This window comes from Vreelandella songnenensis, assembly GCF_003002925.1.
Lineage (GTDB): Bacteria > Pseudomonadota > Gammaproteobacteria > Pseudomonadales > Halomonadaceae > Vreelandella > Vreelandella songnenensis.
In genome coordinates this window covers 156,618-183,585 of sequence record NZ_PVTK01000009.1, presented here as the reverse complement: position 1 = coordinate 183,585, position 26,968 = coordinate 156,618, and the positions used below count along the sequence as shown (strand labels likewise).

Genomic DNA, 26,968 nt, shown 5'->3' with positions numbered 1-26,968 from the left:
GTAGTGAAACCGCTTAGCGCCGATGGTAGTGTGGGGTCTCCCCATGCGAGAGTAGGTCATCGTCAGGCACTTATTGTGAAAAATCCCCCGGGGCTTACGCCTCGGGGGATTTTTTTTGCGTGGAAGAAAAGTGCTCAATGGGCACGGTGCCGAGAGCACTACCTCACTACATGGCTGCGTGGCGGGTGGCGGTACGTATCAGCAGCCGTGATGGAGTAGCGGTATTGTCTTTGGCCTGAAAGAAAACGTATGATGTAAACATATCATAAAGTGGCCTTGCATAAGGAGAAGCGCGGTGAATAGTCAGCTATTGAAAAGGTTATCGATTGCCGCCCTTATGGCGCTCTTGGCAGGCGGCCTCGCGGCCTGCGATAACGATCAAGGGCCTGCGGAAAGTGCTGGTGAGAGCATCGACGACAGTATGGAAAGCGCCGGTGAAAGCATTGAAGAGGCCGGTGAAAACATACAGGATGCCGCAGAAGATTAATTGGTTATACCAGTCGGCCTCATGCCATAAAAAAACAGCCGCTAAGTCATTAGCGGCTGTTTTGCGTTCAGGTGATCAAGGCAGTGGAGGGACTATCTAAGCGCCTGGATTTTGCTCGATGCCTTGCAGATACCAGGGGGCATCATCGCGCATGGTACGGGTCAGGTGCCAGGTTTCATTGAACTCGGTCTGCTCGCCGTTCTCTTCCAGAATGCCATGGAAGATGACGGTTGCCTCGGCGCGGTCATCAAGCTCGGTAATATCGCCAAGTTCGGCAAATAGGCGTACCACTTCGGTGCGATTGTTGGCCGGCTGCTGGGCGCGCTCTTCACGCAGCAGGTTGTAGAGCTCAGGGGTAACGTACTCCTGAATCAGGCTGAAGTCGTTGTTGTCCCAGGCGCGCTGAAGCGTCATGAAGTGCTCCTTGGCACCGCCCAAGAAGCGTTCTTTATCAAACCATGCCGGGGGGCTGCCAAGTTGGCTGGCAATCCGACCTGAACGTGCTGTGGGTGCAGGCGGCTGAGCTTGCGTACGCGCCTGATGATGGCCTTGGCTCGCCGTCGCCGGGCGCTGGGCACGCATGGCACGAAGCGCTATAAATGCCAGTGCGGCCACGCCGATGATCATGATGAAATCCATCATGCGCAGGCCATCGAAGGCACCGCCAAAGAACAGCGCAGCCAAGAGTCCACCGGCCAGCAGTCCCCCCATCATCCCACCCATGCCGCCACGGCGTGCGCCTGCCGCTGCTTGGGTTTGCGCAGGGCCTTGAGCCTGCTGGGTGGCCGCTGGGCGGTCAGCCGAGCGCGAGACACTGCCCATGTTACTGCCACCGCCCAGGCGCCGCGCGTCCGCGGATTCAATAGCCAAGCCAAAGCCCAGCGTGCTGACCAGCAGCATGATAAAGAGTTGTCGTAGCATGGCGTGCTCCCTTTTCAGTAAGAGGCGTTTATCGGGGGAAAGTTGTGAGGCAGGTATCTTAGCCTTTACGCTTGATGGGTGCGTAGCAAAATAGCTAAGACTTCTGGCTAAAATAAACACTAGTAAGGAGGCAGTATGCGCCTATACCGAGAAAAGAGTCTGCTATTAATCGTCGATCTACAGCTGGGGCTTTTACCCGTGATTGACGGCAAGCGGCAGGTCGTCACCGAGGCTGGCTGGCTTGCACAGGTAGCCGAGCGCCTGGACGTTCCGGTATGGGTCACCGAGCAGTCACCGGAAAAGCTGGGAGAAACGGCGCCTACCCTGCTGGACTCCCTGACCGAGTACCTCCGCTGGTCAAAACATCACTTCAATGCCATGGAGAATAGTGACTTCTCACAGACACTCAGTGAAAGTGGCAAGCATCAGATTGTGATTTGCGGGGCCGAAGCGCATATCTGTGTATTGCAGAGTGCGCTTGGCCTGCTGGAGGCGGGGTATCAAGTGTACTGGCTGAGTGAAGCCACCGCGAGCCGTCGCCGGGAAGAGGCGGCGCTGGCTCGCGAGCGAGCGTGCCATCATGGCGCGGTGTCTGTATCAGCCGATATGGTGGCCTATGAATGGCTACGCGAGTGCGAAACGGCGCTGTTCAGCGAAGCGCACCAGCGCTTTCTAAAGCCACGCTCGGCACGCACATTGACGTTTTTCTGAGGCTGTTACTCTGCCGGCCTTCGTAGCTCAGGCGCGATCTGCTTCACACCGGGTAAATACCAGTGTGTCGTGCTCTGAGGCAGCTGCATCAAACCGGTACCCCGCCACGTCAAACGTCTTCAGATCGTCAGGCGTATTGATCCCTTCGCGGATGATCCAGGCACTCATCAAACCTCGCGCTTTCTTGGCATAGAAGCTGATGATCTTGAAGGTGCCGCTCTTTTCGTCCTTGAAAACCGGGGTGATGATGCGTGCATCCAGCTTTTTGGCATCTATCGCCTTGAAATACTCGTTGGACGCCAGGTTCACCAGCACTTTCGAGCCGCTCGCTTCAATGGCTTCATTGAGCGCGCTGGTAAGCGTCGGCTTCCAGTAGGCATACAGATCCTTGCCCGAGTCGTTGGGCAGTTTAGTACCCATTTCCAGACGATAGGCCTGAATCAGATCCAGCGGGCGCAATAAACCGTACAGACCGGACAGAATACGCAGGTGAGTCTGGGCAAAGCGGTTTTCCGCTTGAGTAAAGGTCTCCGCTTCAAGCCCGGTGTAGACATCGCCCTGAAAGGCCTGAGCGGCGGGCTTGGCGTTATCCAGCGAAAAGGGCGGCTCCCACTCGGCGAAACGTGCTGCGTTAAGGCCGGCAAGCTTATCGCTGATGCCCATCAGTTCGCTGATCTGCTGAGGAGAGTAGTCGCGTAGAATATCGATGAGTGCCTGGCTTTCGCTCAGAAAGTCGGGCTGGGTAACGTGGTGGGTCGTAGAGGGCGTTTCGAAATCCAGCGTCTTGGCTGGTGAAATAACGCTCAGCATGGAAAGCTCCTTCGGCCGACGTAAAACGTCATGAAAAATGGATGGCCGACAGTATACCAAGCCTCGGCGTTGGCCGAGGCTATCGTCTTGATAGTGCGACTATGGGGCCTTAGGGGCAGGGATTGGGCATGCGGCGGTGGATATCGTCAATGGCCTCCAGTACCTCATCATCAAGCTTCAGGCTTTCGCTTTCCAGATTGCTCTCCAGCTGCTCCATGGTCGTGGCACCAATGATATTGCTGGTCAGAAAGCTGCGTGAGTTGATAAACGCCAGCGCCATTTGCGCCGGGTCAAGGCCATGCTCGCGGGCCAGGTTCACATAAGCCTGCGTGGCGGCTTCCGCCTCGGGTGAGGTGTAGCGCTTGAAGCGCTCGTAAAGCGTCAAGCGGCCTTTCTCGGGCCAGGCGCCGTCTAGATACTTGCCGGAGAGTACGCCAAACCCCAGCGGCGAGTAGGCCAGCAGGCCGACGTCTTCGCGGTGGGCGATCTCGGCCAGACCGACTTCGAACGAGCGGTTGAGCAGATTATAAGGATTCTGGATGGACGCCACACGGGGTAGATCCATTTTCTCTGCCAGGTAAAGCGCGCGCATCACGCCCCAGGGCGTATCGTTGGACAGCCCAATCGAGCGCACCTTGCCAGCATCTACCAGCTCTTTCAGCGCGGAAAGGGTCTCTTCCAGGGGAGTGGCATCTTCGTCATCCTGATGCACATAGCCCAGCTTGCCAAAGAAGTTGGTATTGCGATCCGGCCAGTGCAACTGGTAGAGGTCTACATAGTCGGTCTGCAATCGAGCAAGGCTTTCGTCGATGGCCTGATGGATATGGGCGCGGGTCATGCGCGGGCCGCCGCGGATATGCTCAGGCCCGGGGCCAACGGCTTTGGTCGCGATAACCACATCGTCACGCTCACCGCGCTGCTTCAGCCAGCTGCCGATATAGCGTTCGGTCAGGCCCTGGGTATCGGCCTTGGGCGGTACGGGATACATCTCGGCGGTATCGATGAAGTTGATACCAAAGGCAACGGCGCGATCGAGCTGCTCATGCGCCTGTGCCTCGCTGTTCTGCTCGCCAAAGGTCATGGTTCCGAGGCAGAGGCGGCTGACCTCGATTCCCGTTCGGCCAAGTGGGCGCGTTTGCATCTTGAACTCCTCGTTAAGGCAGTGGTACCTGTTTATTGTGCGATTTATTGCGGCGTGTGAGGGGCATGTTAGCGAGGCTATTTGAAAGCAGCAAATCAATGGGGTTGAGTCGTCGCAAAGGCAGGCGTATGCTTGCCAGCCCATCGACCGGCCAAATGCCGGTTTCTCGTGTGGTCGGCACTCAAATACTGTCGTGAATGCTGATCAAAGGTCCCAACAAACTGGCAAGGTGGTTTGCCATGCCGCAGGCATCATCGTTGTTTACTCGGCTAGAATTTCGCCTGGCCGAACGGCTGTTTCAGAACCGTTGGCTGCTGCCGCGCTCACCGCGTACCCAGCGTCTCACCATGCGCTTGTTCAAGCGCTGTGCCGATGCCGGGCATCCGGATGCGCTGTCCGTTTATGGGCATATGCTGTTTCATCGCAGCCTGTCGCCGCAGGACAAGGCGCGCGGCGCCCGCTATGTGGTGGAAGCCGCCCAGTCTGGCGATGTAAAGTCGCAGTATCAGGTCGCTCAGATCTATGAGCACGGCTGCGCCCAGTATCCACGCCGCGAGGATTATGCGGTAACGTGGTATGCGCGGGCGGCACAGTCAGGTCATCAGCCGGCGGCTGAACGTCTGGCCTGCGCCTACCGTCTAGGTGAGCTTGGCCTGACTGCCGATGCCGGCCGAGCGGCTTACTGGCAGCGTTTGGCCGAGCGCAAGCCGCAGGCAAGCGCCGCTGCCGCGTAACGTGCTGCCAGATGATGCACACGGATTGAATGAGGAAGTCAGTGTCCGAGACGCTACCCACTGTATTAGATATTGAAGCGTCCGGATTCGGGCGCGGCAGCTACCCTATTGAAGTTGGCATCGCGCGTGCCGACGGAAGCTGCTGCGCGTTTCTTATTCAGCCTCAGCAGGAGTGGACGCACTGGGACCCGAAAGCCGAGCTGCTGCACGGCATATCCCGCGAGCGGCTGTTTCAGGAAGGCTATCCGGCGCGCCAGGTGGCGCAGTGGCTCAACGATGAGCTGAGCAGCCTGGGCAAGGCCTACAGCGACAGCTGGGGGTACGACAACACGTGGCTTTCGCTTTTGTTTCACCATGCGGGAATGCTGCCACGCTTTCGGCTCGAAGCGCTGCGTATTCTGCTCAGCGAAGAGCAGCAGGCGCTTTGGAGCGATACCAAGGAGCACGTCATCGGTGAAAGCGATATCAACCGCCACCGTGCCGGGGAAGATGCCCGCCTTCTACAATTGACCTACCAGCGTACCCGTCAACTGACCACGCCTTAATTCTCTACAGCTGCCTTTCCAGTATGTCCAGCAGCGCCTCGGGCGTCTGCGCGTCCTTGAGCATGTCGCGGGTTGGCTGGGCTAGAAAGCCCTGGTCCACGGTATTGTTCAGAAACGTCATCAGCGGACCGTAGAAATCCTCGATGTTCAAAAGCCCCATGGGCTTTTCGTGCAGGCCCAGATAGCCCCAGGTCCAGATCTCGAACAGCTCCTCGAACGTGCCGATGCCCCCGGGCATGGCGATGAACGCGTCGGCGTTGGCCGCCATGGTGGCTTTGCGTTCATGCATGTTGGCCACGCGAATAAGCTCGGTCAGGCCAAAGTGCGCCTGTTCACGCTCCACCAGATGATCCGGCATTACCCCGATCACATGCCCTCCAGCGGCAAGGGCGGCGTTGGCAAGCTCGCCCATCAGCCCTATTCGCGCACCGCCATACACCAGCGTGTGGCCGCGCACGGCCAGTGCCGTGCCCAAGGCCTGTGCCGCCTGACGAAAGGCTGGGCTATTGCCCTCGCGCGAGCCGAGATAAACGCAGATTCGGGACATCGGTGGGTTCCTTGATACCAGTGAGTCAATTGGGTTACGGCAGGCAGCGGTCGACCAGATGATGCTCATCCATCCACTGGCCAATCACGTTGTTACCACAGAGGTGGTGGGCGTACTGGGTATGCAGGCAGCGCACCTGCTGCCAGTTGCTGATACCGCCGATGCCACGCTCGGTCAGCACATCGGTGTATCCCAGTCGCTCGATCTCGGCGCGCTGAGCATCGCTCATGTAGTCCCAGCGGGCTTTGACATAATCGCGATGACTCTGCTGGTAGGCTTCCAGAAAATCAGGCTCTTCCTGCAGGCGCTGCTCCAGCGACTTGATAACCCCCACCGCTTCGATGCGCGAGATTTCGATCTTCAACACATCGGAGCACAGCCAGTAAAGTGTGGGAAAGGGCTTGTCATCCACGATTGGCGCCATGCGTAGCACCAGCGGCGTACCCTGGCCATCGGTGGCGGCAACGGCTTCGATGCCCCGCGGCGCGCGGCCTAGCTGCTGAGTAATAATCGCCAGCTGACGCTCATTCGGCGCCTGGTCGGTACGAATCACCATTGGGTTGGTCTCTCACGAACGGTCATCTTGAACAAATTTATTGGAGCGGCCAACAGCACGGAAAAAACAGCGGTTAAGCTGCTCTGGGGAAGCCACATAGCACCACGTACGCTCGCAGTACTCCGCGGCTCGCGCTATCAGCGCGTCATAAAGGCGGTTGAACGGGGCATCATAATCGTAAGGGTCCGCCCCGAACAAGCGGATATGCGGGTAGTCGGCAAAGCGCTCCATGAAATAGCGCTCAAGGTCGGCCTCAACGGCCCGGTGCTGGGTCGTATTGTCAGGGTCCAGCCAGAGATTGTAGCGAATGGCCATGGGGTGCTCCTGGTAGCCCCGCGCGCGGACAGCGTCAGGCGGGCGCATCCTGCAGGTGGGCGGACAGCGCGTCGCGCAGCTCGCCTTCGATGGGTACGGCGCGCTTTGCCTGGTGATCGTACTGCAGCATGACGGTATGCCCGACATTGGTCAGCTTGCCGTGCTGGCGCGCCTCCTGGGTCACCGTGAACGAGCTGTTGCCCAGGCGCGTCAGGTAGGTACGCAGTTCGATATCGTGACCGTAAAACAGTTCAGCCCGGTAATCGACTTCCATGCGGGCCATCATCAAGCGCCACTTTTTAGGATCAAGATCCGGCGTAAACAGCTTGAACAGATCGTTGCGGGCCAGCTCGAACCAGGCGGGCAGGCGAGTATTGTTGATATGGCCCAATGCATCGGTATCGTAGAAAGCAGGTTCAATGATACGGGTGAACATAGTCAATGCCTTGTTATTGGTTGAGCGTTCAGGATTGCCCCAAGCAAGCGCTTGGTCAAGTGGTTTGCCCAAGCGCCATTCGCCGCTGGGTGAACCAACGCTGCGCCTGCATCCAGCCGACAAGCCACAGCGTGGCCACACCGAACCCCGCCAGCGTGCCCAGCGCAAGCCCCCAGCTTTCATAGGTAAACGAGACGCACAGGGCATAGCACAGTAGCGAGCCCAGGCCCATCGGGTAGTGCTTGATGACGGTAGCGGTCGGTGCCGGCCCCTGGCTCAAATGCAGGATCAGCAGGAAAGGCAGCATGGTGATCGGAAAGGCCGCCAGCGTTCCCGCCCAGGCCGGCGGCACCCAGTGAGCAAGGCTGGTGATGGCAAACACGATCAGTGTCGCCAGCAGGGCACGTACACACAGCGCGCTCCAGGAAAAAGGAGGACGTGTGGTGGCCCGGCTCTCGGGTATACGCCGAAAGAGCCAACTGAACAGCACAATGGCGCAAAGTGTTACCAGCGTGCCTGAAAGCCTGGTGAACTCGAACTGGGCCAGCACCAGGCTGACGCCAAACCAGGCGGTAATACCACCGGCGGTGCCGGCCAAAAGCCCCGATAGCCCGGGCCTGCGCCCACATAGCCAGTAGCCCGCCCCCAGCGCCATGGTGGCGGTAAAACCGGCCAGCGTATGCACGGCGCTTTGGGCGGCGAACAGCGGCGAGATCTCAAGGCCGATAAAGAAAAGCGCCAGTGCCGTGCCCAGCGGATAGCCTGCCAAAAGTCCCGCGACCTTAGGACTTACCCGCACCGCCACGACCCCCAGGCCCAACACCATGGCAACGGAAACCATGACTTTGGCAAGCTGCCAGCTAATCGGAACTTCCAGCATGAATGGCTATCCTTAGAATTGATTGAATACTGTTTTCGTTGTTTTGCCGCCACTTGACCCAGGAGAGCAGAGCCGCCGTGGATGTTGCTTCCCCCTCAGGGCATGCGCTTTCGCCCCCGCCAAGGCCCGAGCGGTGCGAGCTTTGCAGCCGCGCCGCGCCGTTGACCAAGCACCACCTGATCCCTCGAGCGTTGCACAACAAGCCGCGCTATCGAAAGCGCTACTCGCGCGAGGAGCGGCTGACCGCCATTCTATGGCTCTGCCACGCCTGCCATCGGCACATTCACAGGCTCTACAGCGAGCGCGAGCTGGCCGACCAGTTTGCCAGCCGCGAGGCGCTGCTGGCGAGTGAAGAAGTCCACCATTTCGTCGAATGGCTGTCTGCAAAGCCTGCGGGCTTCAAGCCCAAATCCCGCCGCCCCAGGCGCTGATACCCGGGATTCACACCAGGCGCAGCCCCTGCTGGTCGCGCCAGGCGGCTTGCAGGGCATCGGCAAGCGGTTCCTTCAGGTGGGCAGGCAGGGCATCGTGAGCCGCCTGAAGCGAAGCAAATTCGCGGTTGCGCAGCCAGCAGTAAGCCCAGGCGCAGGCTTCGGCGTTGCTTTGAGGAGTCGGCTTGGCGGGCATCTGGTTGAGCAGAAACACCGCCGTGCGCGGTGCCCAGAGCGGCATATCACCAGTCTCGATCTGGCTCCAGTGGGCAAGCGTGGCACCATCTGGCGTGGCATCAGGCTGGCCCAGCTTGGCAACCCGCGCTGTCTCCGCCAATATGAGGGCCAGCTGGTCGGCATCCGCCTGGCCCAGGGCTTGCCATTGCCGCAATAGCGCCGAGAGGCCAGCGCGCATCTGAGTATAAAAATCGTCTTGCGGCATGCTCGTTACCAACCCTTTTGAAAAAGTGAGATGTGTTATGGCGTTTGATTTTGCCACGGCTGTCGAGCGGCGCCACCCCGAAGGGCGCTACTCGTCGCAAAAATGGCACCGTTACGCAGAGGATGTGCTGCCGCTCTGGGTCGCCGACATGGATTTCCGCTCGCCGCCGGCAGTGATCGAGGCGCTTGAGGCGCGCGTAGCCCACGGTGTGTACGGCTACGGTGAAGTCCCCGAGTCGCTGAAGCAAACGCTATGCGACTGGAGTGCGGCGCACTACGACTGGGCCATCGTGCCTGAATGGCAGCACTGGCTGCCGGGCGTGGTACCCGCACTGCACTTTGCGACGCTGGCGCTGACTCAGCCCGGCGACGGCGTGCTGACCGTAGCTCCCATTTATCCGCCGTTTCTGGCGGTGGCCACGCGCACCGGGCGCCTGCCTCAACAGGCCATGCTGGGCGCACCCAGCACCCCCGGCGAGCCGTGGCAACTGAATATCGATGCGATCAAGGCGGCCATCACGCCGCAAACGCGTCTGCTGCTCTGGTGCCATCCGCACAACCCCACCGGGCGGGTCTGGCGGCATGAAGAGCTTGCCACGCTTGCCGAGTTGGTAGAGCAGCACGATCTATGGGTTGTCTCGGATGAGCTGCACTGTGATCTGCTGCTGGAAGAGGGCGCCCGTCACCGGCCGCTGGCGGCGATGTTTCCCGCGCTTGCCAAGCGCACGATTACCCTCTGGGCACCCTCCAAGACCTTCAACCTGGCGGGGCTGACCAGTGCCTGCGCGGTGATTCCTGACCCTGACGTACGTGCCCGGTTTGCCGATGCCTGTAAAGGGCTGCTGCCCGACGTCAATGTGCTGGGGCTGGTCGCCGCCGAAGCCGCCTACCGTGAAGGCGAGCCTTGGCGACAGGCGCTCTTGAAAGAGCTGCGTCAGCACCGCGCCACGCTTGAAGCCCACGTAGCCAGCTGGCCCGGTGTAACGCTCAGTGTGCCGGAAGCGACGTATCTGGCATGGCTTGATATGCGCGAGGCAGGGTTGGGCGAGACGCCTTATCAAACGATCAAGGAGCAGGCGGGCGTGGCGCTTTCCGACGGAGCGGCGTTTGGCTGCCCGGGCTTCGTGCGGCTCAATTTCGGCACCACGGCGTCCCAGCTGGACGCCGCGTTAGCGCGTATGGACAAGCTGCTGAAAAAGGCAGGCTGCTAGTAGAGCAGAGCAAACAGCTTGCGCCGGTAGGCAACGGTCAAGGGGTGATCGGCGCCAAGCGCATCGAAGACCTGAAGCAGCGTCTTGCGGGCCGCGTCGTCATTATAGGCGCGGTCCTGCTTCATCAGCGTCAACAGCGCCTCCAGCCCGGCATCGTACTGGCCGTCAGCCACCTGGCGCAGCGCACGCTGAAACTGCGCTTCGCTGTCATCGCGCTCGCCAAGGGCGGTGATTTCATCGGCGGAAAGCGCCTGTTCGCTGAACTCGATGCTGGCGCGTACACCACGGGCCGCTGGCGCATCGCGCTCTTCCGGCGGCAGGTTGTCCAGCACGCTACGCGCCTCATCACTGCGCTTTTCAGCCACCAGCGTGCGGGCAAAGGCTACCTGATAGGCGTAATACTCGGGGTATTGAGTCATCAGATCCTGATAGATCTCTCGCGCCTTGGCGGCATCGCCCTGGGCAAGTGCTGCTTCAGCCTGCTCTTCAGGGCTTTCGGGGGCCTCGGCAGGCGCCGGGAAATAACGGCCCAACCACTCGCGCACCTCTTTTTCAGGCCGCGCGCCCTGAAAGTTATCCACCAGGCCACCCTGGCTGACCAGCTTCACATCCGGTACCGCGCGCACGCCCAGCTGAGCGGAAATCTCCGGGTTGGCGTCCACGTTGAGCTTGCCCAGCAGAAAGGTGCCCGCGTATTCCAGTGCCAGCTTTTCCAGTACCGCAAGGAGCGTGTTGCAGCTGTTGTCTGCAGGCGAGTAGCAGCCCAGAAGAACCGGGACTTGCATGGAAGCCTCGAGTATCTGCTGAATATTGCTCGCATCAAGCTCGACGATGACATCTTCAGCACGTACCGCCGCGCGCTCGGTGTCAGCGGCACTAGCGCTGGCGTTTCCGGTATCCGCGGTTAGCGGCTTGCCTGAACGGGGGTCAATAATCTGCATGGGCAACTCGATATCCGAAAATGAGAATAGATTTCCTCATGATATGCAGGCGGTAGTGGCCATATTCAAGACATTAGCGGCGAACTTGTTCCAGGCTGGGCGTTGCCGCAAGTGGATTGTGATATTTATCGGCCCAGGGGCGCGTTCACCCGCATAAATCCATTAAAATGTCGCGCCGGTTGCTGCCTGGCCCTGCGATCTCCCCGATACAAAAAGGAAGCCTTATCGATGCGCTCTTCACTCTCACTGCCCCTGGAGGCAGGCCGGGATATATTTCTCATGCGGCGAGTGCTGCCAACGCTTGCGGTCATCGCGACGCTTTACCTGCTCGCGCTCGTGGTGGGATATCACATCAATGCGGTTGTACTGACGATTGGCCTGATGGTCACGCTCTGCCTGCTGCAGGTGCCGGTTGCCATTGCGCTGATCACCGCTGCTCTGGCGGGTGGGCTGCACAGCGGGCTTTCCATCAACGATGCCATCGGCGCCTTCAACGACAGCCTGCTGATCGGCTCGCAGGTGGGGCTTACTTACATCATGGTAGGCGCCTTTGCAGTAGCGCTGGCGCGCAGCGGCCTGCTGGATCTGCTCGCGCACAAGATAGCTTCACGGCTGGACTTCAGCGAAGGCGCCACCAACCAGGGCGTAAAGTGGGTCATCTTCCTGACCTTTGTGGCGGCGTCCGTCATGTCTCAGAACCTGGTGCCGGTGCATATCGCGTTCATTCCCATCCTGATTCCGCCGCTTTTAGGAGTGATGAACAAGCTGCAGATCGACCGCCGTGCAGTGGCGTGCATTCTGGCCTGCTCGATCAGCGCAAGCTATCTGCTGCTGCCGACCGGGTTTGGCGCCATCTACCTCAACGAGATTCTGCTGACCAACGTCAACGAGGCAGGCCAGGCCTATGGCCTGACGGTTACCGCCGGCATGTTGCCAAAGGCGATGTTCCTGCCGGTCATGGGGATTGTGCTCGGCATGTGTGTGGCGGTCTTTTACACCTACCGCACGCCGCGCGATTATCAGACCGTGGCGCTGACCGACCTCAAGACGGACAAGCCACCCAAGCCGCTCAACCTTACCCAGTGCATGTTCACGCTTGCTGCGCTTGCGGCCGCCTTGATCTGCCAGATTCAGTTCGACTCGCTGCTGATAGGCGCCATGGTTGGCTTTATCATCTTGGGCTTCACCGGCGTTTTCCGCTGGCGCGAGCAGGACGATGTATTTACCGAAGGCCTGCGCATGATGGCGCAGATTGCGGTGATCATCACCATCGCTTCGGGCTTCTCCGGCCTGCTGAGCGCCACCGGCGAAATTGGCTCGCTGGTTTCCGCCACGGCCGACATGATTGGCGGCAATATGGCCCTGGGGGCGGCGTTGATGCTGATTGTCGGGCTGTTCATCACCATCGGCTTTGGTGACTCGTTCGCCAGCGTACCGATTCTCGCCTCCATCTACGTGCCGTTGGCCCTGACGCTGGGATTTTCTCCGATGGCCACGGTGGTTCTGTTAGGCGCCGCGGCGGCACTTGGCGATGCCGGTTCACCTGCCTCCACTATTACGCTGGGGGCAACGGCCGGGCTGAATGCCGATGGTCAGCACGACCATATCAAGGACAGTGTGCTGCCCACCTTTTCCCACGCCAACGTCGGCCTGCTGATATTTGCCTGGGTAGCGGCGATGCTGCTGTAGATGTAGGTTTTGTCAGTGCCGCTTTGACTGCTCGAACACGCTTGCTGTAAAAAGATGCAGTTATCAATTTTTATTGGCAGGATATCCTGATGTCGCTGATGGGCTAGGCATCAGGATGCCGATCCATGGTTCATTCAATCCGCTGTATCACTGAAAAAAGGGCGGTCGCCTTTGATAGTCACGCGCTCACCCCTTCGTGCTTGCCCAGAGTAATCAAAAATAGCCCGGTGCTGGGTGCAGCGGTTATCCCAAATAGCCAAGCTATTGGGTGTCCAGTTTAGGCGAACGGTAAACTCTGGCGTTTCCTGGTGGCGATAGAGAAACTCCAGCAGCGCCTGACTCTCTGTGTGGGAAAGCTCAACAATCTCCCGAGTAAAGCCGCGGTTTACAAATAGGCTTTTGCGCCCGGTTTCTGGGTGAGTGCGCAACACGGGATGCACCGCCTCAGGGTAATCCGCACCGTTCTTGAAGCCAAATTGACTACGATCTTTAGCCGCTTGATGACCGTAATGGAGGCGATAAGTAGCTTCTCCTGAGTGAACGGCGGTTAAGCCTTCAAGCAGCGATTGCAAGGCGGGGGAAAGTGCTTCATAGGCGGCATAACCGCTGCTGAACAGGGTGTCGCCGCCATATTCAGGCACATCGCGTAGGTACAGCAAACTTCCCAGCGGTGGCTCTACATCGCAAGAAACATCCGAGTGCCAATGGCCACCGTTGACTGCCCGCTTGCCGCTGCGAATGGCTTTCGGGTCGTTAGACGAGTTGGCATCGGCCTCAATGGGGAAAATTTCCGGGTAGCCCTCAGGGCCTTTCGCCATAGGGTGAACGTGCAGGTCGCCAAAGCGTTTACCCAGCGCGATATGCTGATCCCGCGTGAGAGTTTGATTACGCAAAATCACTACCTGGTACTGGAGAAACAAAGATTTAAGCGTAGCGAAGCCTTCGTTATCCCGATTATCGAGAGCCAGGCTGGCGAGATCTAACCCTTCAATTTCGGCACCGATATGACCGCTTAAAGGGCTTACACGAAGAGTGCTCTGTGAGCGTTGTACCTGTGTCATGTGTGTTGCTCTTTTTAAATGGAGTGTGAACTCACTATCGAAGAGCCGCTGTATGAACCCAAATAACTTAAATAACCGTGCTTTTTATGATTTAGATATCAGCAGGCAGTGAATAAGTAGTTCAGTTATTCGCTGATAAGGACTTCTCGAAAACTCACTTCTGAGTAATATCGGAGCGCCATAAGGTGACCTGACATTTTATGTTCAGGAGCACCGCCATGACTCGAACTCTCATTAGTACTTCTATTAGTACCTCTGGTTTAGCCACGCTGTTGGCGGTGTCGCTGGCAAGTGCCAGCCACGCTCAAGCGGCAGAGCAACTGCGTATTGCTGAACAGTTTGGCATCACCTATTTACTGCTCCACGTTGCCCGTGACCAGGAACTGATTGAAAAACATGGTGCCGAGCGCGGTGTGGATATTGATGTGGAATGGCTGCAGCTTTCAGGCGGAGCGGCCGTGAATGATGCGCTGCTCTCTAACAGCATCGATATTGCCGGGGCTGGGGTGGGGCCGCTGTTAACGGTGTGGGACCGGACTCATGGCAGCCAAAATGTAAAAGGGGTGGCGTCGCTCGGGGAGTTCCCTAACTTTTTGATCACCAATAATCCCGATATTCAGACGCTTGAAGATATTGATGACAATGACCGCATTGCCGTGCCCGCTGTTGGCGTATCTGTTCAGTCGCGGTTTCTGCAAAAGGCGGTGGCGGATACCTTTGGGCAAGATCAATTTGACCGCTTAGAAGGCAATACGGTGGCATTGCCTCATCCGGATGCCACGGCGGCACTGATCAGCGGCGGTACTGAAATCAACACCCACTTCTCCGCTATTCCTTTCCAGTATCAGGCGCTTCAGCATGAAGGCGTGCACAAAATCACCGACTCCTACGAAATTCTCGGCGGCCCTGTTTCACCAACGGTGCTTTACGCCACAGAGGCATTTCGCGCTGATAACCCTGAGGTCTACGCGGCGTTTCTAGAGGCTCTTGAGGAAGCAAGAACCTTCATTGAAGAAGATCCTCGCGAAGCGGCAACTATCTATCAGCGCTTGAGTGGTACGCAGCTGGATGTCGATTTTCTTGAGTCGATCATTATCGATGAGCAGGTGAGTTTCTCGCTGGTGCCCCACAATACCTTCCCCTTGGCAGAGTTTCTGTTTGAGGTCGGTGCCATTCGTAATGAGCCCACCTCATGGCAGGACTACTTCTTTGACGATATCCATGCCTGGGAGGGGAGCTAATGTCGATTGCACTGCGTAAGCGCCATGTGCTGGGTGAGGCCTCGCTGGATCGCGAGGCTTACTCACCTGCCAACACTTCAGCTGCAGCAACAACCCCACGGCTGGCAGTGGACAACGTCACCCTTGAGTACCGAACCCGTCAGCATGTCGTTAAAGCAACGCAACAGGTGAGCTTTAACGTGCAGGAAGGGGATCGGTTTGTACTGCTGGGCCCATCCGGTTGCGGCAAGTCCACGCTGCTCAAAGCCATCGCGGGGTTTTTAACCCCCGCAGAAGGCAGCATTCGTCTGGATGGCAACACCATTCATGGCCCAGGGCCCGACCGTATCGTAGTGTTTCAAGAGTTTGATCAACTGCCTCCCTGGAAAACCGTCAAGCAGAACGTCATGTTCCCGCTGGTGGCTTCGCGCACCTTGGGGCGCAAAGCGGCGGAGCAGCGGGCGTTAGAAACGCTAGAAAAAGTTGGGCTGGGGCGTTTTGCGGATGCCTATCCGCATACACTTTCCGGTGGCATGAAGCAGCGTGTGGCCATCGCCCGGGCGCTGGCCATGCGGCCACGGGTGTTGCTGATGGATGAACCCTTTGCCGCACTCGATGCGCTCACCCGGCGCAAAATGCAGGAAGAGTTGCTGGCGTTGTGGCAGCAAGAAGGCTTTACGCTACTGTTTGTTACCCACTCCATTGAAGAAGCCCAGGTAATAGGTAACCGGGTACTGCTGCTGTCACCCCACCCAGGCCGGGTGCGTGCTGAGCTAGGCTGCGCCGACGATAGCCTGCACAGCTTGGGAAGTGAAGCCACCAAAGCGCGCACCCAAACCATTCATCGGCTGCTATTTGAAAATGAGGTGGCCCCATGAGTGCGTTAGTCATCCCGCGTGTAGATGAAAAAGTCACTCCCTTAGCAGGCCAGCGTTATAGCTATGTTGAAGGGCTTTACTGCCCGCGCTGTGCTGCTGAATATGCCCATCAACAAATTCAACAGCTGTGCCAGTGTGGCTCGCCGCTGCTGGTGCGTTATGACTTGGAGGCGCTCAAAGCGTCATGGTCGAAGGCGGATCTTGCCTCGCGCCCCTGGAGCCTGTGGCGTTACCACGAGCTGCTGCCCGTGACGTCGCCAGACGCCATCGTCAGCCTAGGTGAAGTGGTCACACCGCTGATTGAGTTGCCTGTACTGGGTGCCGATATGCGCTTGGATAACCTGGTCATGAAAGACGAAGGGCTGCTGCCCACGGGGTCCTTTAAAGCGCGGGGTGCGGCGGTGGGCATATCCCGTGCGAAAGAGCTGGGTGTTACCCACTTAGCCATGCCAACCAATGGTAATGCCGGTGCCGCGTGGTCGTTATATGCCGCCCGGGCAGGCATTAAAGCCACAATTAGTATGCCGGTAGATGCCCCCTTTATTACCCGCCAGGAGTGTGCCGCTGCCGGTGCCAGCCTAACCCTGGTCGATGGGGTGATTAGTGATTCAGGTAAGCAGATTGGCGAGTGGGTAAAAGCCACCGGCCACTATGATGCTTCCACCTTGAAAGAGCCCTATCGAATTGAGGGCAAGAAGACCATGGGGCTGGAGTTAGCCGAGCAGCTCGGCTGGCAGTTGCCGGATGTGATTCTGTACCCCACGGGCGGTGGCGTGGGGCTGATCGGTATTTACAAAGCTTTGCAGGAGCTTCAGGCGCTGGGATGTGTCACCGGCAAGCTGCCGCGGCTAATTGCCGTGCAAGCCAATGGTTGCGCGCCCATTGTGAAGGCGTGGCAAGAGGGCGCTCGAGTAGCGGAATTCTGGGAGCGCAGTCATACCCATGCGTTTGGTATCAACGTCCCCAAAGCACTGGGGGATTTTCTGGTGTTAGACGCCCTATATGCCACCGGTGGCCGAGCCATTGCGGTGAGTGAAACGGCGATTCGTTGGGAGCAAACCCGAGCGGCACAGCTAGAGGGTACCTTTGTATGCCCAGAAGGTGCCGCTGTTCTCGCTGCCGCACGGGAGTTAAGCACCCTCGGCGAAATCGGCACTCATGAGCGCGTGGTGGCGCTGAATACCGGCGCAGGCATCAAATACCCGGATAGCCAATCGTTTCGCGTTGACGTGCTGGATAAACAGAGCGCTATTCCCACTACAGGTTTCACGACGGCATCAGGAGATTCCCATGAGCGTACATGACCTGCGTGGCCCCGTTGATCCACGGGTTGATCGCTTCTTTGATCTACCGCCCGTTGATGTGCGCGAGCTAAAAGTCACTCGCGGTGTTGGTCAGCGGCTGTGGGATCAAAGCGTGGTGCGTAAAAGCGTCATTCTGGTGCTGTTGGTAGTCGCCTGGGAGGTGGTTGCCAGGGTACAAAACAATCCGCTGATGCTGCCCAGTGCCATGGAGACCGCGAGTGCCCTTTGGCATGGGCTGGCGTCAGGCGTTCTATTGGCACGGGTAAGTGCATCGCTGAGCGTGCTGCTAAAAGGTTTTGCCTTAGGTGCGTTTCTCGCCCTGGCGTTAACGACCTTGGCGGTCTCAACCCGTATTGGGCGAGACTTGCTCACCACGTTAACGTCCATGTTCAGCCCGCTGCCCGCCATTGCCCTGTTGCCGCTGGCGCTGCTGTGGTTCGGCCTGGGCGAGGCCAGCTTGATCTTTGTATTGGTGCACTCGGTGCTGTGGGCCATGGCGATCAATATTCATGCAGGCTTTCAAGGCGTTTCAGAAACGCTACGTATGGCAGGGCGTAACTACGGGCTTAAGGGACTGCGCTATGTGGCCTTCATTCTGATTCCTGCAGCACTTCCCGCGCTGCTGGCGGGGTTGAAAATTGGCTGGGCGTTTGCCTGGCGCACCCTGATCGCCGCCGAGCTGGTGTTTGGTGCTTCTTCAGGCAAAGGCGGGCTTGGCTGGTACATCTTCCAGAACCGTAACGAGCTTTACACCGATAACGTTTTTGCAGGCTTGGTCGTCGTCATTGTGATTGGCCTGCTGATGGAAAACATAATTTTTGACAGCATTGAGCGCCTAACGGTGAAGCGCTGGGGCATGGTGCGCTGATGACGTTCGTTACGACCTCTACTCAAGGACAACCTATGAAAACGTTATGGACTAAGAAAGCGTTACGTTATGGCGCATTGGGCATCATCACCCTGGTGGGAGGCGCTAGCGCCCATGCAGAAGAGCGTGGCGAAATCAGTATCGCTCAGCAATTTGGTATGGGCTATTTGCTCTTGGATGTTATTCAAGAGCAGGCGCTAATTGAAAAGCATGGGCGCGAGCAAGGGATTGATATTGACGTTGAATGGCGCACCATTTCGGGCGCTACGGCGATGAACGAAGCGCTTTTGTCGGGAAGTTTAGACGTTGTGTCTGCTGGCGTGCCGCCGATGTTAACCGTTTGGGATCGAACCCAGGGGCGGCAAAATGTGAAGGCAATAGCAGCCTTGGGCTCGCTGCCTAACCACTTGTTAACCAATAATCCAGATGTGCAGGATTTAGAGGATTTTACGGATCAGGACAGGATTGCCGTGCCTGCAGCTGGTGTTGGGTTCCAGTCACGAACGTTACAAATCGAAGCAGCACGCCGTTTCGGTGCTGAAGATTTCCAGCACTTTGATCAAATTTCGGTCAGCATACCCCATGCAGAGGCCACTGCGGCTCTCATATCAGGGCACTCAGAGATTAGTGCGCACTTTTCAAGCCCGCCTTTCCTACACCAAGCGCTTGAAAATCCTAATGTAAGGTCGGTTATTAGCTCTTACGATATTCTCGGTGGCCCGGCGACTTTTAATGTGCTTTACACTACTGAGGCCTACCGAGAGGAGAACCCGAAAACCTATCGCGCTTTTTATGATGCATTGATAGAGGCCGCAGAAATCATCAATAGTGATAAAGATGCTGCTGCTGAGACATTTATCAATGTTCAGCAGTCACGACTAGACCCCGAGCTAGTACGCAGCATCATTAATGATCCTGAAATCACGTTTACTGCGTTTCCAGAAAGAACCTTTATTTACGCAGAAGAGCTGCATAACTTGGGCGTTCTAGAGCATCAAGCCGAGTCATGGCAAGACTACTTCTTTGAAGAGGCTCATGAGCATCCAGGTAGTTAACATTGAACCCTGTCATTCGTAAGTTTTAAGCGCTCAAAGCAGACAGCAAGGACTTGAAGCAAAAACACAATGAATAGAGAGAGGACAAGAATGAAAAATCAGTTGAAATTAATGGCTAAATGTCGATTGTCCATCGACTCGTTAACACTTTCGCGCTTTTTTAAATCCCCATCGGGAGGATAACGTCATGCCATTAACGCAAGTTACCAACTATCTTAATGAACACCTTTATGTCTTTAATCCCAACGCCAGCTTGCAACACCATGCGGCGTTCCATTGGGAGGATGGGCGGATATGGGGGCAGCTTTACAATTTGACGCTGTATCCATCACAGCAGCCTATCTTCTCATTGGAGCGGTTAGATATTGCCGCTTGGGAAGCAGGGGTAGAAATTCGTGACCAACATGACGTACCGCATCCATCAGACTGGCTCTATTTTCTCTCCTGGAACCAGGAAGATGTGGTTTTTTTAGACCGTTTTCTACGGGTTCTTCATGCCTTGAATCATTTGGCTCTGAATGGGGCTAGCACCAAACCGCTGATTGTAGATGTGCACTGGCGCCATATCCAGGCCATCGAGGTTTCCCATGGCAGTGTATTTGAAAGTTTGTTAACCCAATTGGGCCTGCATCCTAGCCAAGTGGTCTTGCGGTTAGATGGCTCAATGGTACTGGAAGAGGAGCATTCTCAGGACGCTGCCCATAGCTTTCATCAGCGTGGCTATCCGTTGTTGGCGCAAGCTGTGCCGTTGGGTACTACTTCGAAGGAGTGGCAGCGCTTGAAGCAGAACGGTATACGTTGGGTAACGCCACCGCCGGATGCCTTGCTTCTGGCGCGCAAAAGTCGCGAACATTTCCCTAGGTTAGTGGAGTGGAGAAAGGGGACGCGGCTCGCAGGTCTGAACGTATGGTGGCCAAGACTTGATTGGCCGGAAGATCTGGGAATCATGATGCAGTTGAAGCCGGCGCTGGTAAGTGGTGTATCAATTAAGAAGAACATTTTTTGAATCACCGCGGGTATAAAGCCCTTCTTGATTACCTCTATGAACGGTCAGCATTGCTCAAAGCTCATCTACCCAGTTAGCAATATCACGAGGCCAGGCCATGGGGACGGCTGGGCCTTATCTGCGATGGAACAGGCTAATCGCTGGTCCAGCGCTGCACCAGCGCGCCCATTTTCTCACGAGCCCCTTAGTCATTTGAAACACGTTCATCTGGCAAGAACACGCGGCTGTAAGTGGGGCGAATCCAGGCATCACCACCCTGTGCTAAGCCTAAGGCGCGGAAGCGGTGCTTGGTAAGCTCTGCGTGAACAAGCTCTTCGCTGTTGTCGGTGCGCAGTTCAAGACGAACGGTAGGGCCGACTACCGATATCACCTCGATTTTGGCGTGCAGTGCATCCGAGTGTTCACGCCCGGCGAATACCTCAATCTCATGGGGTCTTACATACGCCTGACCGTGCTCATTCTTGTAGCCTTGAAATTCAGGCGCTGGCAGTTGTACATCGCCAATGCGGGCAACCCCATCATGCACTCGCGCATGGAACAGGTTCACATTGCCGAGGAACTGGTACACGAATGGGTTGGCCGGGTGGTCATACACATCCTCCGGTGAACCATCCTGTTCTACGCGGCCTTTGTTCATCACCACAACCCGATCTGAGACTTCCAGCGCTTCTTCCTGGTCATGGGTAACGAACACACTGGTCACGTGGATATCGTCGTGTAGTTGGCGCAGCCAGCGGCGTAGTTCTGCGCGTACTTTGGCATCCAGTGCGCCGAAAGGCTCATCCAGCAACAGCACTTTAGGCTCCACCGCCAGGGCACGGGCCAGCGCAATTCGCTGGCGCTGGCCGCCAGAGAGCTGATGGGGGTAGCGGTGGGCGGTCCAGTCCAGCTGTACGAGTTCCAGCAGACGCATGACTTTCTGCTTAATCTCATCTTTGCTAGGACGGGTTTTGCGTGGCCGGACGGTTAACCCGTAAGCGACGTTTTGAAACACGGTCATATGCTTGAACAACGCATAGTGCTGAAACACAAAGCCAACACCGCGCTCGCTGACATGCAGGTCGGTAGTGTCTTCGCCGTGAAAGCGGATTCGCCCGGTATCTGGCTGTTCTAGTCCGGCTATTATGCGCAAAAGCGTTGTCTTGCCGGAACCAGAAGGGCCGAGCAGGGCAGTGAGTTCGCCATCACGGAACGTTAGGCTGACATTGTCGACCGCGACAAAGTCGCGAAAGTGTTTATTAACGTGATCGATTTCGATGCTCATAAATAGTCTCTTATCTCTATGATGCGCTGAGGGATCAGGCGGCGGCTATACGTTGGCGGCGTTCATCGTTCCACTCAACGGCGCTCTTAATCGCAATGGTGACTAGTGCAAGGCCTGTCAAAAGCGAAGAGACGGCAAAAGCGGCGGTAAACATGTATTCGTTGTAGAGCACTTCAATGTGTAGTGGCATGGTGTTGGTTTCGCCGCGAATGCGACCTGACACCACCGCTACCGCGCCGAATTCACCCATGGCCCGGGCGTTACACAGAATGATGCCGTAGATGAGTCCCCACTTAATGTTGGGAAGGGTGACATACCAGAAGGTTTTCCAGCCGTTGGCTCCGAGCGTTAACGAGGCTTCTTCTTCCTCTTTACCCTGCTGCTGCATGAGAGGGATCAGCTCTCGGGCAATAAATGGTAGCGTTCCAAAGGCAATGACGATGACGATGCCAGGCACGGCAAAGATAATTCGCATGTCATTGGAAGATAGCCATGGCCCGAGCCACCCTTGGGAGCCGAACAAAATCACGAATATCAAGCCCACCACCACAGGTGATATAGCAAAGGGCATATCGATCAGTGAGATCAAAATTGACTTGCCGCGGAACTCAAATTTGGCGATAGACCACGCTGCCGCCACCCCAAAGAGCGTATTAAGTGGCACTACAATAGCCACGATAAGTAACGTTAAGCGAATGGCAGATAGCGCATCAGGATCACTTACTGCTGCATACCAAACCCCGATGCCGTGTTCAAAAGCGCCGTAAAGCACCACCGTCAGGGGAAGCACTAAAAAGAGCGTTAGAAACGTTAAGGCAATGGTGATTAAAGTGATGCGAATCCAAACGGGTTCTTCTGTAGCGCGTCGCCAACGTTTGGCAATGGTGTCATTGGTATCAATAACCGTTGATGGCGTTATCACGGTGTTCTCCTGTTATCCATGGCGGCGGCTGGCCCACCACTGCAGACCGTTAATGATTAACAGCATTAAAAATGCCGCCACCAGCATCACGGTGCCGATCGCAGCAGCCCCGTGGTAGTCGTACTGTTCCGCCTTGGCGACGATCAATAACGGAGTGATTTCAGTACGAAATGGCAAGTTGCCAGAGATGAAAACCACAGAACCGTATTCACCCAGTGCACGGGCAAAGGCCAACGCATAGCCGGTCAGCAGGGCGGGAAACAGGGCGGGAAAGATAACGTGGCGAATTGTGGTCAACCGGTCGGCTCCCAGGCTTGCCGAGGCTTCTTCTAGTTCAGTTTCCAGATCCTCCAGCACGGGTTGAACCGTGCGCACCACAAACGGCAGGCCTATGTAAGTGAGCGCCAGTACGACGCCAAGCTGTGTGTAGGCCACGCGAATGCCGAAGATGTCCAAATACTGTCCGACCCAGCCTGTGCTGGCGTACAGAGTGACCAGGGCAATCCCGGCTACTGCGGTGGGAAGAGCGAAGGGCAAGTCCACCAGCGCATCGACAAAGCGTTTGCCCGGGAAGCGGTAGCGCACGAGTACCCAAGCAACCAGCGTGCCAAATACTAGATTGATGCTGGCGGCGATCAAGGAGCCACCGAACGAAAGCTTGTAAGAGGCCACCACCTGACGCTGGGTGACGGCGCTCCAGAAGGCTTCCCAGCTCATGGTGGTGGTGTAAAGCAGAAAGGCGCCTACCGGTATTAAAAACACCAGCCCCATATAAAGCAGGGTGAAACCTATGGTGAGTCCGAACCCGGGTATGACCCGTCGTTTGACAAGGGTGATCGACATATAGGATCCCGTTAACATGCCAAGAGGCGTCAGCCCCCTGACGATCGAGTCATAAAAGTCTATTGGGTATTGATTTCTTCGAGGATGTCGTCGAACACGCCGCCATCGTTGAAGAAGCGCTGCTGAGCTTCGCGCCAGCCACCGAAGACATCGTTAACGGTGAAGAGCTCAACATCCGGGAAGTCTTCGCTGTACTGAGAAAGAATGTCGGGGTTGCTGGGGCGATAGTAGTGTTTGGCAGCCAGATGCTGGGCTTCATCAGAATACAGGTGCTCCAGATAGGTCTCGGCGACTTCACGCGTACCCTTGCGGTCCACGTTGGCGTCCACTACCGTCACAGGAGGCTCTGCTAGGATGCTCAAGGAGGGAACAACGAGTTCGAATTCGCCCCGCCCCAGCTGCTCTAGAGATAGAATGGCTTCGTTTTCCCAGGCAATGAAGACATCTCCAAGTCTACGCTGGACAAACGTATTGGTGGCGCCCCGCGCGCCCGAGTCAAGCACGGGCACGTTCTCGTATACCTGACGAACGAAGTCGTAAGTCTTTTCCTCGTCACCATCGAACTTTTCCAGGCCATAACCCCAAAGCGCAAGAAAGTTCCAGCGCGCTCCGCCGGACGTCTTGGGGTTGGGGGTGATCACTTCTACATCGTCGCGGACCAGGTCATCCCAGCCCTGAATGTTTTTCGGGTTGCCGTCGCGCACCAGCAAAACGATCGCCGACGTATAGGGGGAGCTGTTATTGGGCAGGCGCGCCTGCCAATCTGCGGGGATCAGATCGGCACGATCGTGCAGGGCATCAATATCGTAAGCGAGCGCGAGTGTAGCCACATCGGCATCGATCCCGTCAACAATTGAGCGTCCTTGGGAGCCTGAGCCGCCATGGGATTGACGAACAATGACTGACTGATCATGTTCGGCTTGCCAGAACGTATTGAACAAGTCGTTGTATTCGCGGTAGAACTCGCGAGTAGGATCGTAAGATACATTGAGTAGTTCAACGTTTGCGCTTTGCGCTTGGACTGGCGTGCTCAAGCCGCCAGCCAGTACCGCGCCGCCGATCAGGATGGCCGCGGTGAGCTTGGAAAATTGCCACGGGCTTGCAGAGTGAGGAGGATGCATGGTCAGGCTGCTCCGATTTAAACGATGAGTGGTCATGGGTGAGTGGATAGGGGCAGCCTAGCTAGATCTTTTATGCAAACTAACCAATAAAAAATGGATTGTTTATCATTTATTTTAATAAGTGGTGGGTCGGCATGAGAAAGGGGAGATACTGGCAGAGACGCTCACATATCTTGTGAAAACAAATTATCGGATTTCATAGTGATGAAGACGCGGTATCAGCTCTGACGGCCTGCCAGAACGCGTTGCACCGTCTCTTCGTCCAGATTCTCGCGGCAGAGTTTCAGAAACTGGTAAGCGTAGCCACGCAGAAAATGACCTCGCCTCAGCGCGAGGTAGGTAGTATTGCGAGGAAACAAGCCGCTGGCATCCAGCAGCTTCAAACCTTGGTCGCGCTGTTCGTGATACGCCATGGAGGCAATCAGGCCAACGCCCAGCCCCAGTTCGACGTAGGTCTTGATGACGTCCGCGTCCAGTGCAGTAAGCACTATATCCGGGAACACCTCAGCGGACGAAAAAGCCGTATCGATACGGGCGCGTCCGGTAAACCCTTCATGATAAGTCACAATCGGGTGCTGTGTAATGCGCTCAAGGGTCAAGGGAATGCCGTCGTTGAGGGGGTGATCTTCCTGTACCACAACCCCGTGATACCAGTGATAAAAAGGAAAGCAGGCAAACAGTTGCCCTTCTTCATGCAGTGCCTCGGTGGCGATGCCAATATCCACCTTACCTGCCTTAAGCATCGAAACGATCTCTTCGGGGCTGCACTGATGAAGCTCTAGATGCACTTTGGGAAAGGCTTGCTTGAAACGAGCAATAATGGGGGGTAGAGCATAGCGCGCCTGCGTATGCGTGGTCGCAATCGCAAGGCTGCCCTGATCCACATGGGTAAGCTGATGCGCGGAGCGCTTGAGGTTTTCCACATCGAGCAGAATGCGCTCGATGCAGTCGATCAGTGTATTACCCGCAATAGTCAATCCCATGATTCGCTTACCACGCCGCTCGAAAAGCTCGACGCCAAGCTCTTCTTCCAGATCGCGAATATGCTTGCTTGCCCCGGACTGTGAAGTAAACAAGGCATTAGATGCCTCGGTCAGATTGAAATGCTGCCGCACTGTCTCGCGTACGATGCGTAACTGCTGAATATTCATGGCGAGGGGGTACTCAATCAATAGAACGCACTATATATTTCAAAAAAGAATATTAAACACTCCTCTTATATAATAATTATATTTTCTGATATCTATATCACTTTTAAAGAAATCGATGCGCTGAAGAATCGTCCCTTGCCCAGTCAGTTGACACACTCATGGGGTATCGCGCACTTGTTCATATATATAATGTACAGGTGAAGGCAATCATGTGAAACGCCTTGCAAAGGTCGCTATACGGCTATGCATCTTAGAAATATGGAGAATGGGGAAAGAAAAGCTACGATATGTTTGTCATACGAAATAGGCATTAAAGGACACAAAAAAGCCGCTACCTTTCGGTAACGGCTTTTCTGATAAATATTGGTAGCGGGGACCGGATTTGAACCGATGACCTTCGGGTTATGAGCCCGACGAGCTACCAGACTGCTCCACCCCGCATCAACGTGAGGCGTATTCTACGGATTTTTGACGCCACGTCAACCTTTAGTCGAAAACTACTTTTTCAAAGCGTGAAATTCATCGTACTGCAATATGCCAAGAGTAAAGCTATGCTTCCAATAGCCCCAATAAAAAGCTTACTGTCGGTAGGCCACCTGACAACAAAAGCGGTGGCATGCTGTGAATGATAAAAGCGCGTAGCGCTTATTCGAAATGGCTTGCGGCGCCATAACAGTGCTCACAGTCCAAGCCATTTGTCATATCAGGGAGGTAGTCAATGGCCAATCAAGCGCCCGTCGCCTGGGTAACTGGTGGAACTGGTGGAATAGGCACGGCAATTTGCCGTTCGTTGGCGGATGCGGGTTACTGGGTGGTGGCGGGGTACAACAACCCCGATAAGGCCAGGACCTGGCTTGAAACCCAGCAGGCTGACGGTTATCAAAACATCACTACCTTGGGGGTCGATCTTTCCGACCATGACGCATGTCTGAAAGCCGCGCGCGAGATTCACGAGACGCACGGGCCGGTCAGCGTATTGGTAAACTGTGCCGGTATAACTCGCGACGGCACCATGAAGAAGATGGCCTACGAACAGTGGTATCAGGTCATCGACACCAACCTGAACAGCGTCTTCAATACCTGCCGCAGCGTGATCGAGATGATGCTTGAAAACGGCTACGGTCGCATCATCAATATCTCTTCCATCAATGGTCGCAAGGGGCAGTTCGGTCAGGTCAATTACGCGGCTGCCAAGGCAGGCATGCACGGCTTGACCATGTCGCTGGCGCAAGAAACCGCCACCAAGGGCATCACGGTCAATACCGTGTCGCCAGGCTATATCGCCACCGATATGATCATGAAGATTCCAGAGCCGGTGCGCGAGGCCATTCGTGAAACGATTCCGGTAAAACGCTACGGCACGCCGGAAGAGATTGGCCGGCTGGTCACGTTTCTTGCCGACAAGGAGTCTGGTTTCATCACGGGGGCGAACATCGATATCAACGGTGGCCAGTTCATGGGCTAGGCCGGTAGTTTAAT

General features: G+C 56.4%; 30 protein-coding genes and 1 tRNA gene. 14 read left to right on the top strand and 17 right to left on the bottom strand.

The annotated features are described in order from the left end of the window. Positions 1-295 precede the first annotated feature (295 nt). Positions 296-487, top strand: coding sequence for a hypothetical protein (locus B0H98_RS14695; protein ID WP_106375813.1), 192 nt, complete (start codon positions 296-298; stop codon positions 485-487). Between the two features lie 96 nt (positions 488-583). Here B0H98_RS14695 and B0H98_RS14690 read toward each other — a convergent pair whose 3' ends face one another. Next, entirely contained in the window at positions 584-1,408 is an 825-nt protein-coding gene (locus B0H98_RS14690) for a Tim44 domain-containing protein (protein WP_106375812.1), read from the bottom strand. Positions 1,409-1,543: 135 nt separating this feature from the next. Between B0H98_RS14690 and B0H98_RS14685 the strand changes: the two genes are divergently transcribed. Then, complete coding sequence (locus tag B0H98_RS14685; RefSeq protein ID WP_106375811.1) at positions 1,544-2,119, top strand: isochorismatase family protein; 576 nt, start codon at positions 1,544-1,546, stop codon at positions 2,117-2,119. Between the two features lie 27 nt (positions 2,120-2,146). Here B0H98_RS14685 and yaaA read toward each other — a convergent pair whose 3' ends face one another. Both yaaA and B0H98_RS14675 read right to left on the bottom strand, forming a co-directional pair. Then, positions 2,147-2,929 carry a peroxide stress protein YaaA gene (yaaA, locus tag B0H98_RS14680; RefSeq protein WP_106375810.1) on the bottom strand — a complete coding sequence of 261 codons (783 nt, stop codon included), beginning with the start codon at positions 2,927-2,929 and terminating at the stop codon, positions 2,147-2,149. A 109-nt stretch (positions 2,930-3,038) separates the two neighbouring features. After that, positions 3,039-4,070: an NADP(H)-dependent aldo-keto reductase gene (locus tag B0H98_RS14675; RefSeq protein WP_106375809.1), complete on the bottom strand. Its 1,032-nt coding sequence runs from the start codon at positions 4,068-4,070 to the stop codon at positions 3,039-3,041. Positions 4,071-4,309: 239 nt separating this feature from the next. On the opposite strand from B0H98_RS14675, the gene B0H98_RS14670 reads away from it, so the two are divergent. Both B0H98_RS14670 and B0H98_RS14665 read left to right on the top strand, forming a co-directional pair. Then, the gene (locus B0H98_RS14670) at positions 4,310-4,804 is read left to right on the top strand and encodes a tetratricopeptide repeat protein (RefSeq protein WP_106375808.1); all 495 of its coding nucleotides are present in this window, start codon (positions 4,310-4,312) and stop codon (positions 4,802-4,804) included. 41 nt (positions 4,805-4,845) lie between these two features. Beyond that, a complete protein-coding gene (locus tag B0H98_RS14665) occupies positions 4,846-5,349 on the top strand; it encodes a 3'-5' exonuclease (RefSeq protein WP_106375807.1) in 504 nt (167 codons plus the stop codon). Positions 5,350-5,353: 4 nt separating this feature from the next. On the opposite strand, the gene B0H98_RS14660 is transcribed toward B0H98_RS14665, so the two are convergent. The 5 genes from B0H98_RS14660 to B0H98_RS14640 are packed head-to-tail and all read right to left on the bottom strand — an operon-like array spanning position 5,354 to position 8,083. After that, entirely contained in the window at positions 5,354-5,896 is a 543-nt protein-coding gene (locus tag B0H98_RS14660; protein ID WP_106375806.1) for an LOG family protein, read from the bottom strand. A 34-nt stretch (positions 5,897-5,930) separates the two neighbouring features. Then, positions 5,931-6,452, bottom strand: a complete 522-nt coding sequence (locus tag B0H98_RS14655) for a DUF501 domain-containing protein (protein ID WP_106375805.1) — start codon at positions 6,450-6,452, stop codon at positions 5,931-5,933. Positions 6,453-6,464: 12 nt separating this feature from the next. Then, positions 6,465-6,767, bottom strand: a complete 303-nt coding sequence (locus B0H98_RS14650; protein WP_106375804.1) for a hypothetical protein — start codon at positions 6,765-6,767, stop codon at positions 6,465-6,467. Positions 6,768-6,801: 34 nt separating this feature from the next. After that, positions 6,802-7,203 carry an acyl-CoA thioesterase gene (locus B0H98_RS14645; RefSeq protein WP_106375803.1) on the bottom strand — a complete coding sequence of 134 codons (402 nt, stop codon included), beginning with the start codon at positions 7,201-7,203 and terminating at the stop codon, positions 6,802-6,804. Positions 7,204-7,258: 55 nt separating this feature from the next. After that, on the bottom strand, positions 7,259-8,083 hold the full coding sequence (locus B0H98_RS14640) for a hypothetical protein (RefSeq protein WP_106375802.1): 825 nt from the start codon (positions 8,081-8,083) through the stop codon (positions 7,259-7,261). 77 nt (positions 8,084-8,160) lie between these two features. Here B0H98_RS14640 and B0H98_RS14635 point away from each other — a divergent pair, with 77 nt between their 5' ends. Further along, positions 8,161-8,514: a hypothetical protein gene (locus B0H98_RS14635; protein WP_106375801.1), complete on the top strand. Its 354-nt coding sequence runs from the start codon at positions 8,161-8,163 to the stop codon at positions 8,512-8,514. A 10-nt stretch (positions 8,515-8,524) separates the two neighbouring features. Here B0H98_RS14635 and B0H98_RS14630 read toward each other — a convergent pair whose 3' ends face one another. Next, positions 8,525-8,956 (bottom strand): hypothetical protein, encoded by a 432-nt coding sequence (locus B0H98_RS14630; RefSeq protein ID WP_106375800.1) that lies wholly within the window; start codon positions 8,954-8,956, stop codon positions 8,525-8,527. A 37-nt stretch (positions 8,957-8,993) separates the two neighbouring features. On the opposite strand from B0H98_RS14630, the gene B0H98_RS14625 reads away from it, so the two are divergent. Further along, complete coding sequence (locus tag B0H98_RS14625; protein ID WP_106375799.1) at positions 8,994-10,166, top strand: MalY/PatB family protein; 1,173 nt, start codon at positions 8,994-8,996, stop codon at positions 10,164-10,166. Here B0H98_RS14625 and B0H98_RS14620 read toward each other — a convergent pair. Beyond that, positions 10,163-11,107 (bottom strand): co-chaperone YbbN, encoded by a 945-nt coding sequence (locus B0H98_RS14620; RefSeq protein ID WP_106375798.1) that lies wholly within the window; start codon positions 11,105-11,107, stop codon positions 10,163-10,165. The two genes, B0H98_RS14625 and B0H98_RS14620, sit on opposite strands and share 4 nt — an antisense overlap. Before the next feature lie 351 nt (positions 11,108-11,458). Here B0H98_RS14620 and B0H98_RS14615 point away from each other — a divergent pair, with 351 nt between their 5' ends. After that, positions 11,459-12,796: a Na+/H+ antiporter family protein gene (locus tag B0H98_RS14615; RefSeq protein ID WP_208623626.1), complete on the top strand. Its 1,338-nt coding sequence runs from the start codon at positions 11,459-11,461 to the stop codon at positions 12,794-12,796. 134 nt (positions 12,797-12,930) lie between these two features. Here the strand turns inward: B0H98_RS14615 and B0H98_RS14610 are convergent, their stop codons facing one another. Beyond that, entirely contained in the window at positions 12,931-13,857 is a 927-nt protein-coding gene (locus B0H98_RS14610; protein ID WP_106375796.1) for a TauD/TfdA dioxygenase family protein, read from the bottom strand. A gap of 218 nt (positions 13,858-14,075) precedes the next feature. Here B0H98_RS14610 and B0H98_RS14605 point away from each other — a divergent pair, with 218 nt between their 5' ends. The 6 genes from B0H98_RS14605 to B0H98_RS14580 all read left to right on the top strand — a co-directional run bounded on the left by B0H98_RS14605 (position 14,076) and on the right by B0H98_RS14580 (position 20,188). Then, positions 14,076-15,098 carry an ABC transporter substrate-binding protein gene (locus B0H98_RS14605; protein WP_106375795.1) on the top strand — a complete coding sequence of 341 codons (1,023 nt, stop codon included), beginning with the start codon at positions 14,076-14,078 and terminating at the stop codon, positions 15,096-15,098. After that, positions 15,098-15,955, top strand: a complete 858-nt coding sequence (locus B0H98_RS14600; protein ID WP_106375794.1) for an ABC transporter ATP-binding protein — start codon at positions 15,098-15,100, stop codon at positions 15,953-15,955. The genes B0H98_RS14605 and B0H98_RS14600 overlap by 1 nt, the downstream gene beginning before the upstream one ends. Further along, positions 15,952-17,259, top strand: coding sequence for a threonine synthase (locus B0H98_RS14595; protein WP_106375793.1), 1,308 nt, complete (start codon positions 15,952-15,954; stop codon positions 17,257-17,259). The genes B0H98_RS14600 and B0H98_RS14595 overlap by 4 nt, the downstream gene beginning before the upstream one ends. Beyond that, positions 17,246-18,127: an ABC transporter permease gene (locus tag B0H98_RS14590; protein WP_106375792.1), complete on the top strand. Its 882-nt coding sequence runs from the start codon at positions 17,246-17,248 to the stop codon at positions 18,125-18,127. The genes B0H98_RS14595 and B0H98_RS14590 overlap by 14 nt, the downstream gene beginning before the upstream one ends. A gap of 35 nt (positions 18,128-18,162) precedes the next feature. Beyond that, on the top strand, positions 18,163-19,182 hold the full coding sequence (locus B0H98_RS14585) for an ABC transporter substrate-binding protein (protein ID WP_106375791.1): 1,020 nt from the start codon (positions 18,163-18,165) through the stop codon (positions 19,180-19,182). Between the two features lie 187 nt (positions 19,183-19,369). Continuing rightward, complete coding sequence (locus B0H98_RS14580) at positions 19,370-20,188, top strand: hypothetical protein (RefSeq protein ID WP_106375790.1); 819 nt, start codon at positions 19,370-19,372, stop codon at positions 20,186-20,188. A 184-nt stretch (positions 20,189-20,372) separates the two neighbouring features. Here B0H98_RS14580 and B0H98_RS14575 read toward each other — a convergent pair whose 3' ends face one another. The 6 genes from B0H98_RS14575 to B0H98_RS14550 form a co-directional block, all read right to left on the bottom strand. Then, positions 20,373-21,452, bottom strand: coding sequence for a sulfate/molybdate ABC transporter ATP-binding protein (locus tag B0H98_RS14575; protein WP_106375789.1), 1,080 nt, complete (start codon positions 21,450-21,452; stop codon positions 20,373-20,375). Between the two features lie 34 nt (positions 21,453-21,486). Continuing rightward, positions 21,487-22,374 (bottom strand): sulfate ABC transporter permease subunit CysW, encoded by an 888-nt coding sequence (gene cysW, locus B0H98_RS14570; RefSeq protein WP_208623623.1) that lies wholly within the window; start codon positions 22,372-22,374, stop codon positions 21,487-21,489. Between the two features lie 12 nt (positions 22,375-22,386). After that, positions 22,387-23,217, bottom strand: coding sequence for a sulfate ABC transporter permease subunit CysT (gene cysT / locus B0H98_RS14565; RefSeq protein ID WP_106375788.1), 831 nt, complete (start codon positions 23,215-23,217; stop codon positions 22,387-22,389). Between the two features lie 59 nt (positions 23,218-23,276). Further along, positions 23,277-24,338 (bottom strand): sulfate ABC transporter substrate-binding protein, encoded by a 1,062-nt coding sequence (locus tag B0H98_RS14560; protein ID WP_106375787.1) that lies wholly within the window; start codon positions 24,336-24,338, stop codon positions 23,277-23,279. Positions 24,339-24,556: 218 nt separating this feature from the next. Further along, on the bottom strand, positions 24,557-25,489 hold the full coding sequence (locus tag B0H98_RS14555; RefSeq protein ID WP_106375786.1) for a CysB family HTH-type transcriptional regulator: 933 nt from the start codon (positions 25,487-25,489) through the stop codon (positions 24,557-24,559). Positions 25,490-25,853: 364 nt separating this feature from the next. Next, positions 25,854-25,930, bottom strand: a tRNA-Met gene (locus B0H98_RS14550). 277 nt (positions 25,931-26,207) lie between these two features. Here B0H98_RS14550 and phbB point away from each other — a divergent pair. Then, complete coding sequence (phbB, locus tag B0H98_RS14545; protein WP_106375785.1) at positions 26,208-26,954, top strand: acetoacetyl-CoA reductase; 747 nt, start codon at positions 26,208-26,210, stop codon at positions 26,952-26,954. Positions 26,955-26,968: the final 14 nt, after the last annotated feature.

What these genes read in the sequence shown, in the direction of transcription:
- B0H98_RS14600 (WP_106375794.1), top strand. Translation starts at nt 15,098, where the DNA reads ATGTCGATTGCACTGCGTAAGCGCCATGTGCTGGGTGAGGCCTCGCTG.
- B0H98_RS14655 (WP_106375805.1), bottom strand. Translation starts at nt 6,452, where the DNA reads ATGGTGATTCGTACCGACCAGGCGCCGAATGAGCGTCAGCTGGCGATT.
- B0H98_RS14605 (WP_106375795.1), top strand. Translation starts at nt 14,076, where the DNA reads ATGACTCGAACTCTCATTAGTACTTCTATTAGTACCTCTGGTTTAGCC.
- B0H98_RS14555 (WP_106375786.1), bottom strand. Translation starts at nt 25,489, where the DNA reads ATGAATATTCAGCAGTTACGCATCGTACGCGAGACAGTGCGGCAGCAT.
- B0H98_RS14685 (WP_106375811.1), top strand. Translation starts at nt 1,544, where the DNA reads ATGCGCCTATACCGAGAAAAGAGTCTGCTATTAATCGTCGATCTACAG.
- B0H98_RS14625 (WP_106375799.1), top strand. Translation starts at nt 8,994, where the DNA reads ATGGCGTTTGATTTTGCCACGGCTGTCGAGCGGCGCCACCCCGAAGGG.
- B0H98_RS14620 (WP_106375798.1), bottom strand. Translation starts at nt 11,107, where the DNA reads ATGCAGATTATTGACCCCCGTTCAGGCAAGCCGCTAACCGCGGATACC.
- B0H98_RS14580 (WP_106375790.1), top strand. Translation starts at nt 19,370, where the DNA reads ATGCCATTAACGCAAGTTACCAACTATCTTAATGAACACCTTTATGTC.
- B0H98_RS14575 (WP_106375789.1), bottom strand. Translation starts at nt 21,452, where the DNA reads ATGAGCATCGAAATCGATCACGTTAATAAACACTTTCGCGACTTTGTC.
- B0H98_RS14660 (WP_106375806.1), bottom strand. Translation starts at nt 5,896, where the DNA reads ATGTCCCGAATCTGCGTTTATCTCGGCTCGCGCGAGGGCAATAGCCCA.
- B0H98_RS14690 (WP_106375812.1), bottom strand. Translation starts at nt 1,408, where the DNA reads ATGCTACGACAACTCTTTATCATGCTGCTGGTCAGCACGCTGGGCTTT.
- B0H98_RS14675 (WP_106375809.1), bottom strand. Translation starts at nt 4,070, where the DNA reads ATGCAAACGCGCCCACTTGGCCGAACGGGAATCGAGGTCAGCCGCCTC.
- B0H98_RS14590 (WP_106375792.1), top strand. Translation starts at nt 17,246, where the DNA reads ATGAGCGTACATGACCTGCGTGGCCCCGTTGATCCACGGGTTGATCGC.
- B0H98_RS14645 (WP_106375803.1), bottom strand. Translation starts at nt 7,203, where the DNA reads ATGTTCACCCGTATCATTGAACCTGCTTTCTACGATACCGATGCATTG.
- phbB (WP_106375785.1), top strand. Translation starts at nt 26,208, where the DNA reads ATGGCCAATCAAGCGCCCGTCGCCTGGGTAACTGGTGGAACTGGTGGA.
- yaaA (WP_106375810.1), bottom strand. Translation starts at nt 2,929, where the DNA reads ATGCTGAGCGTTATTTCACCAGCCAAGACGCTGGATTTCGAAACGCCC.
- B0H98_RS14630 (WP_106375800.1), bottom strand. Translation starts at nt 8,956, where the DNA reads ATGCCGCAAGACGATTTTTATACTCAGATGCGCGCTGGCCTCTCGGCG.
- B0H98_RS14585 (WP_106375791.1), top strand. Translation starts at nt 18,163, where the DNA reads ATGAAAACGTTATGGACTAAGAAAGCGTTACGTTATGGCGCATTGGGC.
- B0H98_RS14670 (WP_106375808.1), top strand. Translation starts at nt 4,310, where the DNA reads ATGCCGCAGGCATCATCGTTGTTTACTCGGCTAGAATTTCGCCTGGCC.
- B0H98_RS14560 (WP_106375787.1), bottom strand. Translation starts at nt 24,338, where the DNA reads ATGCATCCTCCTCACTCTGCAAGCCCGTGGCAATTTTCCAAGCTCACC.
- B0H98_RS14595 (WP_106375793.1), top strand. Translation starts at nt 15,952, where the DNA reads ATGAGTGCGTTAGTCATCCCGCGTGTAGATGAAAAAGTCACTCCCTTA.
- B0H98_RS14650 (WP_106375804.1), bottom strand. Translation starts at nt 6,767, where the DNA reads ATGGCCATTCGCTACAATCTCTGGCTGGACCCTGACAATACGACCCAG.
- cysT (WP_106375788.1), bottom strand. Translation starts at nt 23,217, where the DNA reads ATGTCGATCACCCTTGTCAAACGACGGGTCATACCCGGGTTCGGACTC.
- B0H98_RS14640 (WP_106375802.1), bottom strand. Translation starts at nt 8,083, where the DNA reads ATGCTGGAAGTTCCGATTAGCTGGCAGCTTGCCAAAGTCATGGTTTCC.
- B0H98_RS14610 (WP_106375796.1), bottom strand. Translation starts at nt 13,857, where the DNA reads ATGACACAGGTACAACGCTCACAGAGCACTCTTCGTGTAAGCCCTTTA.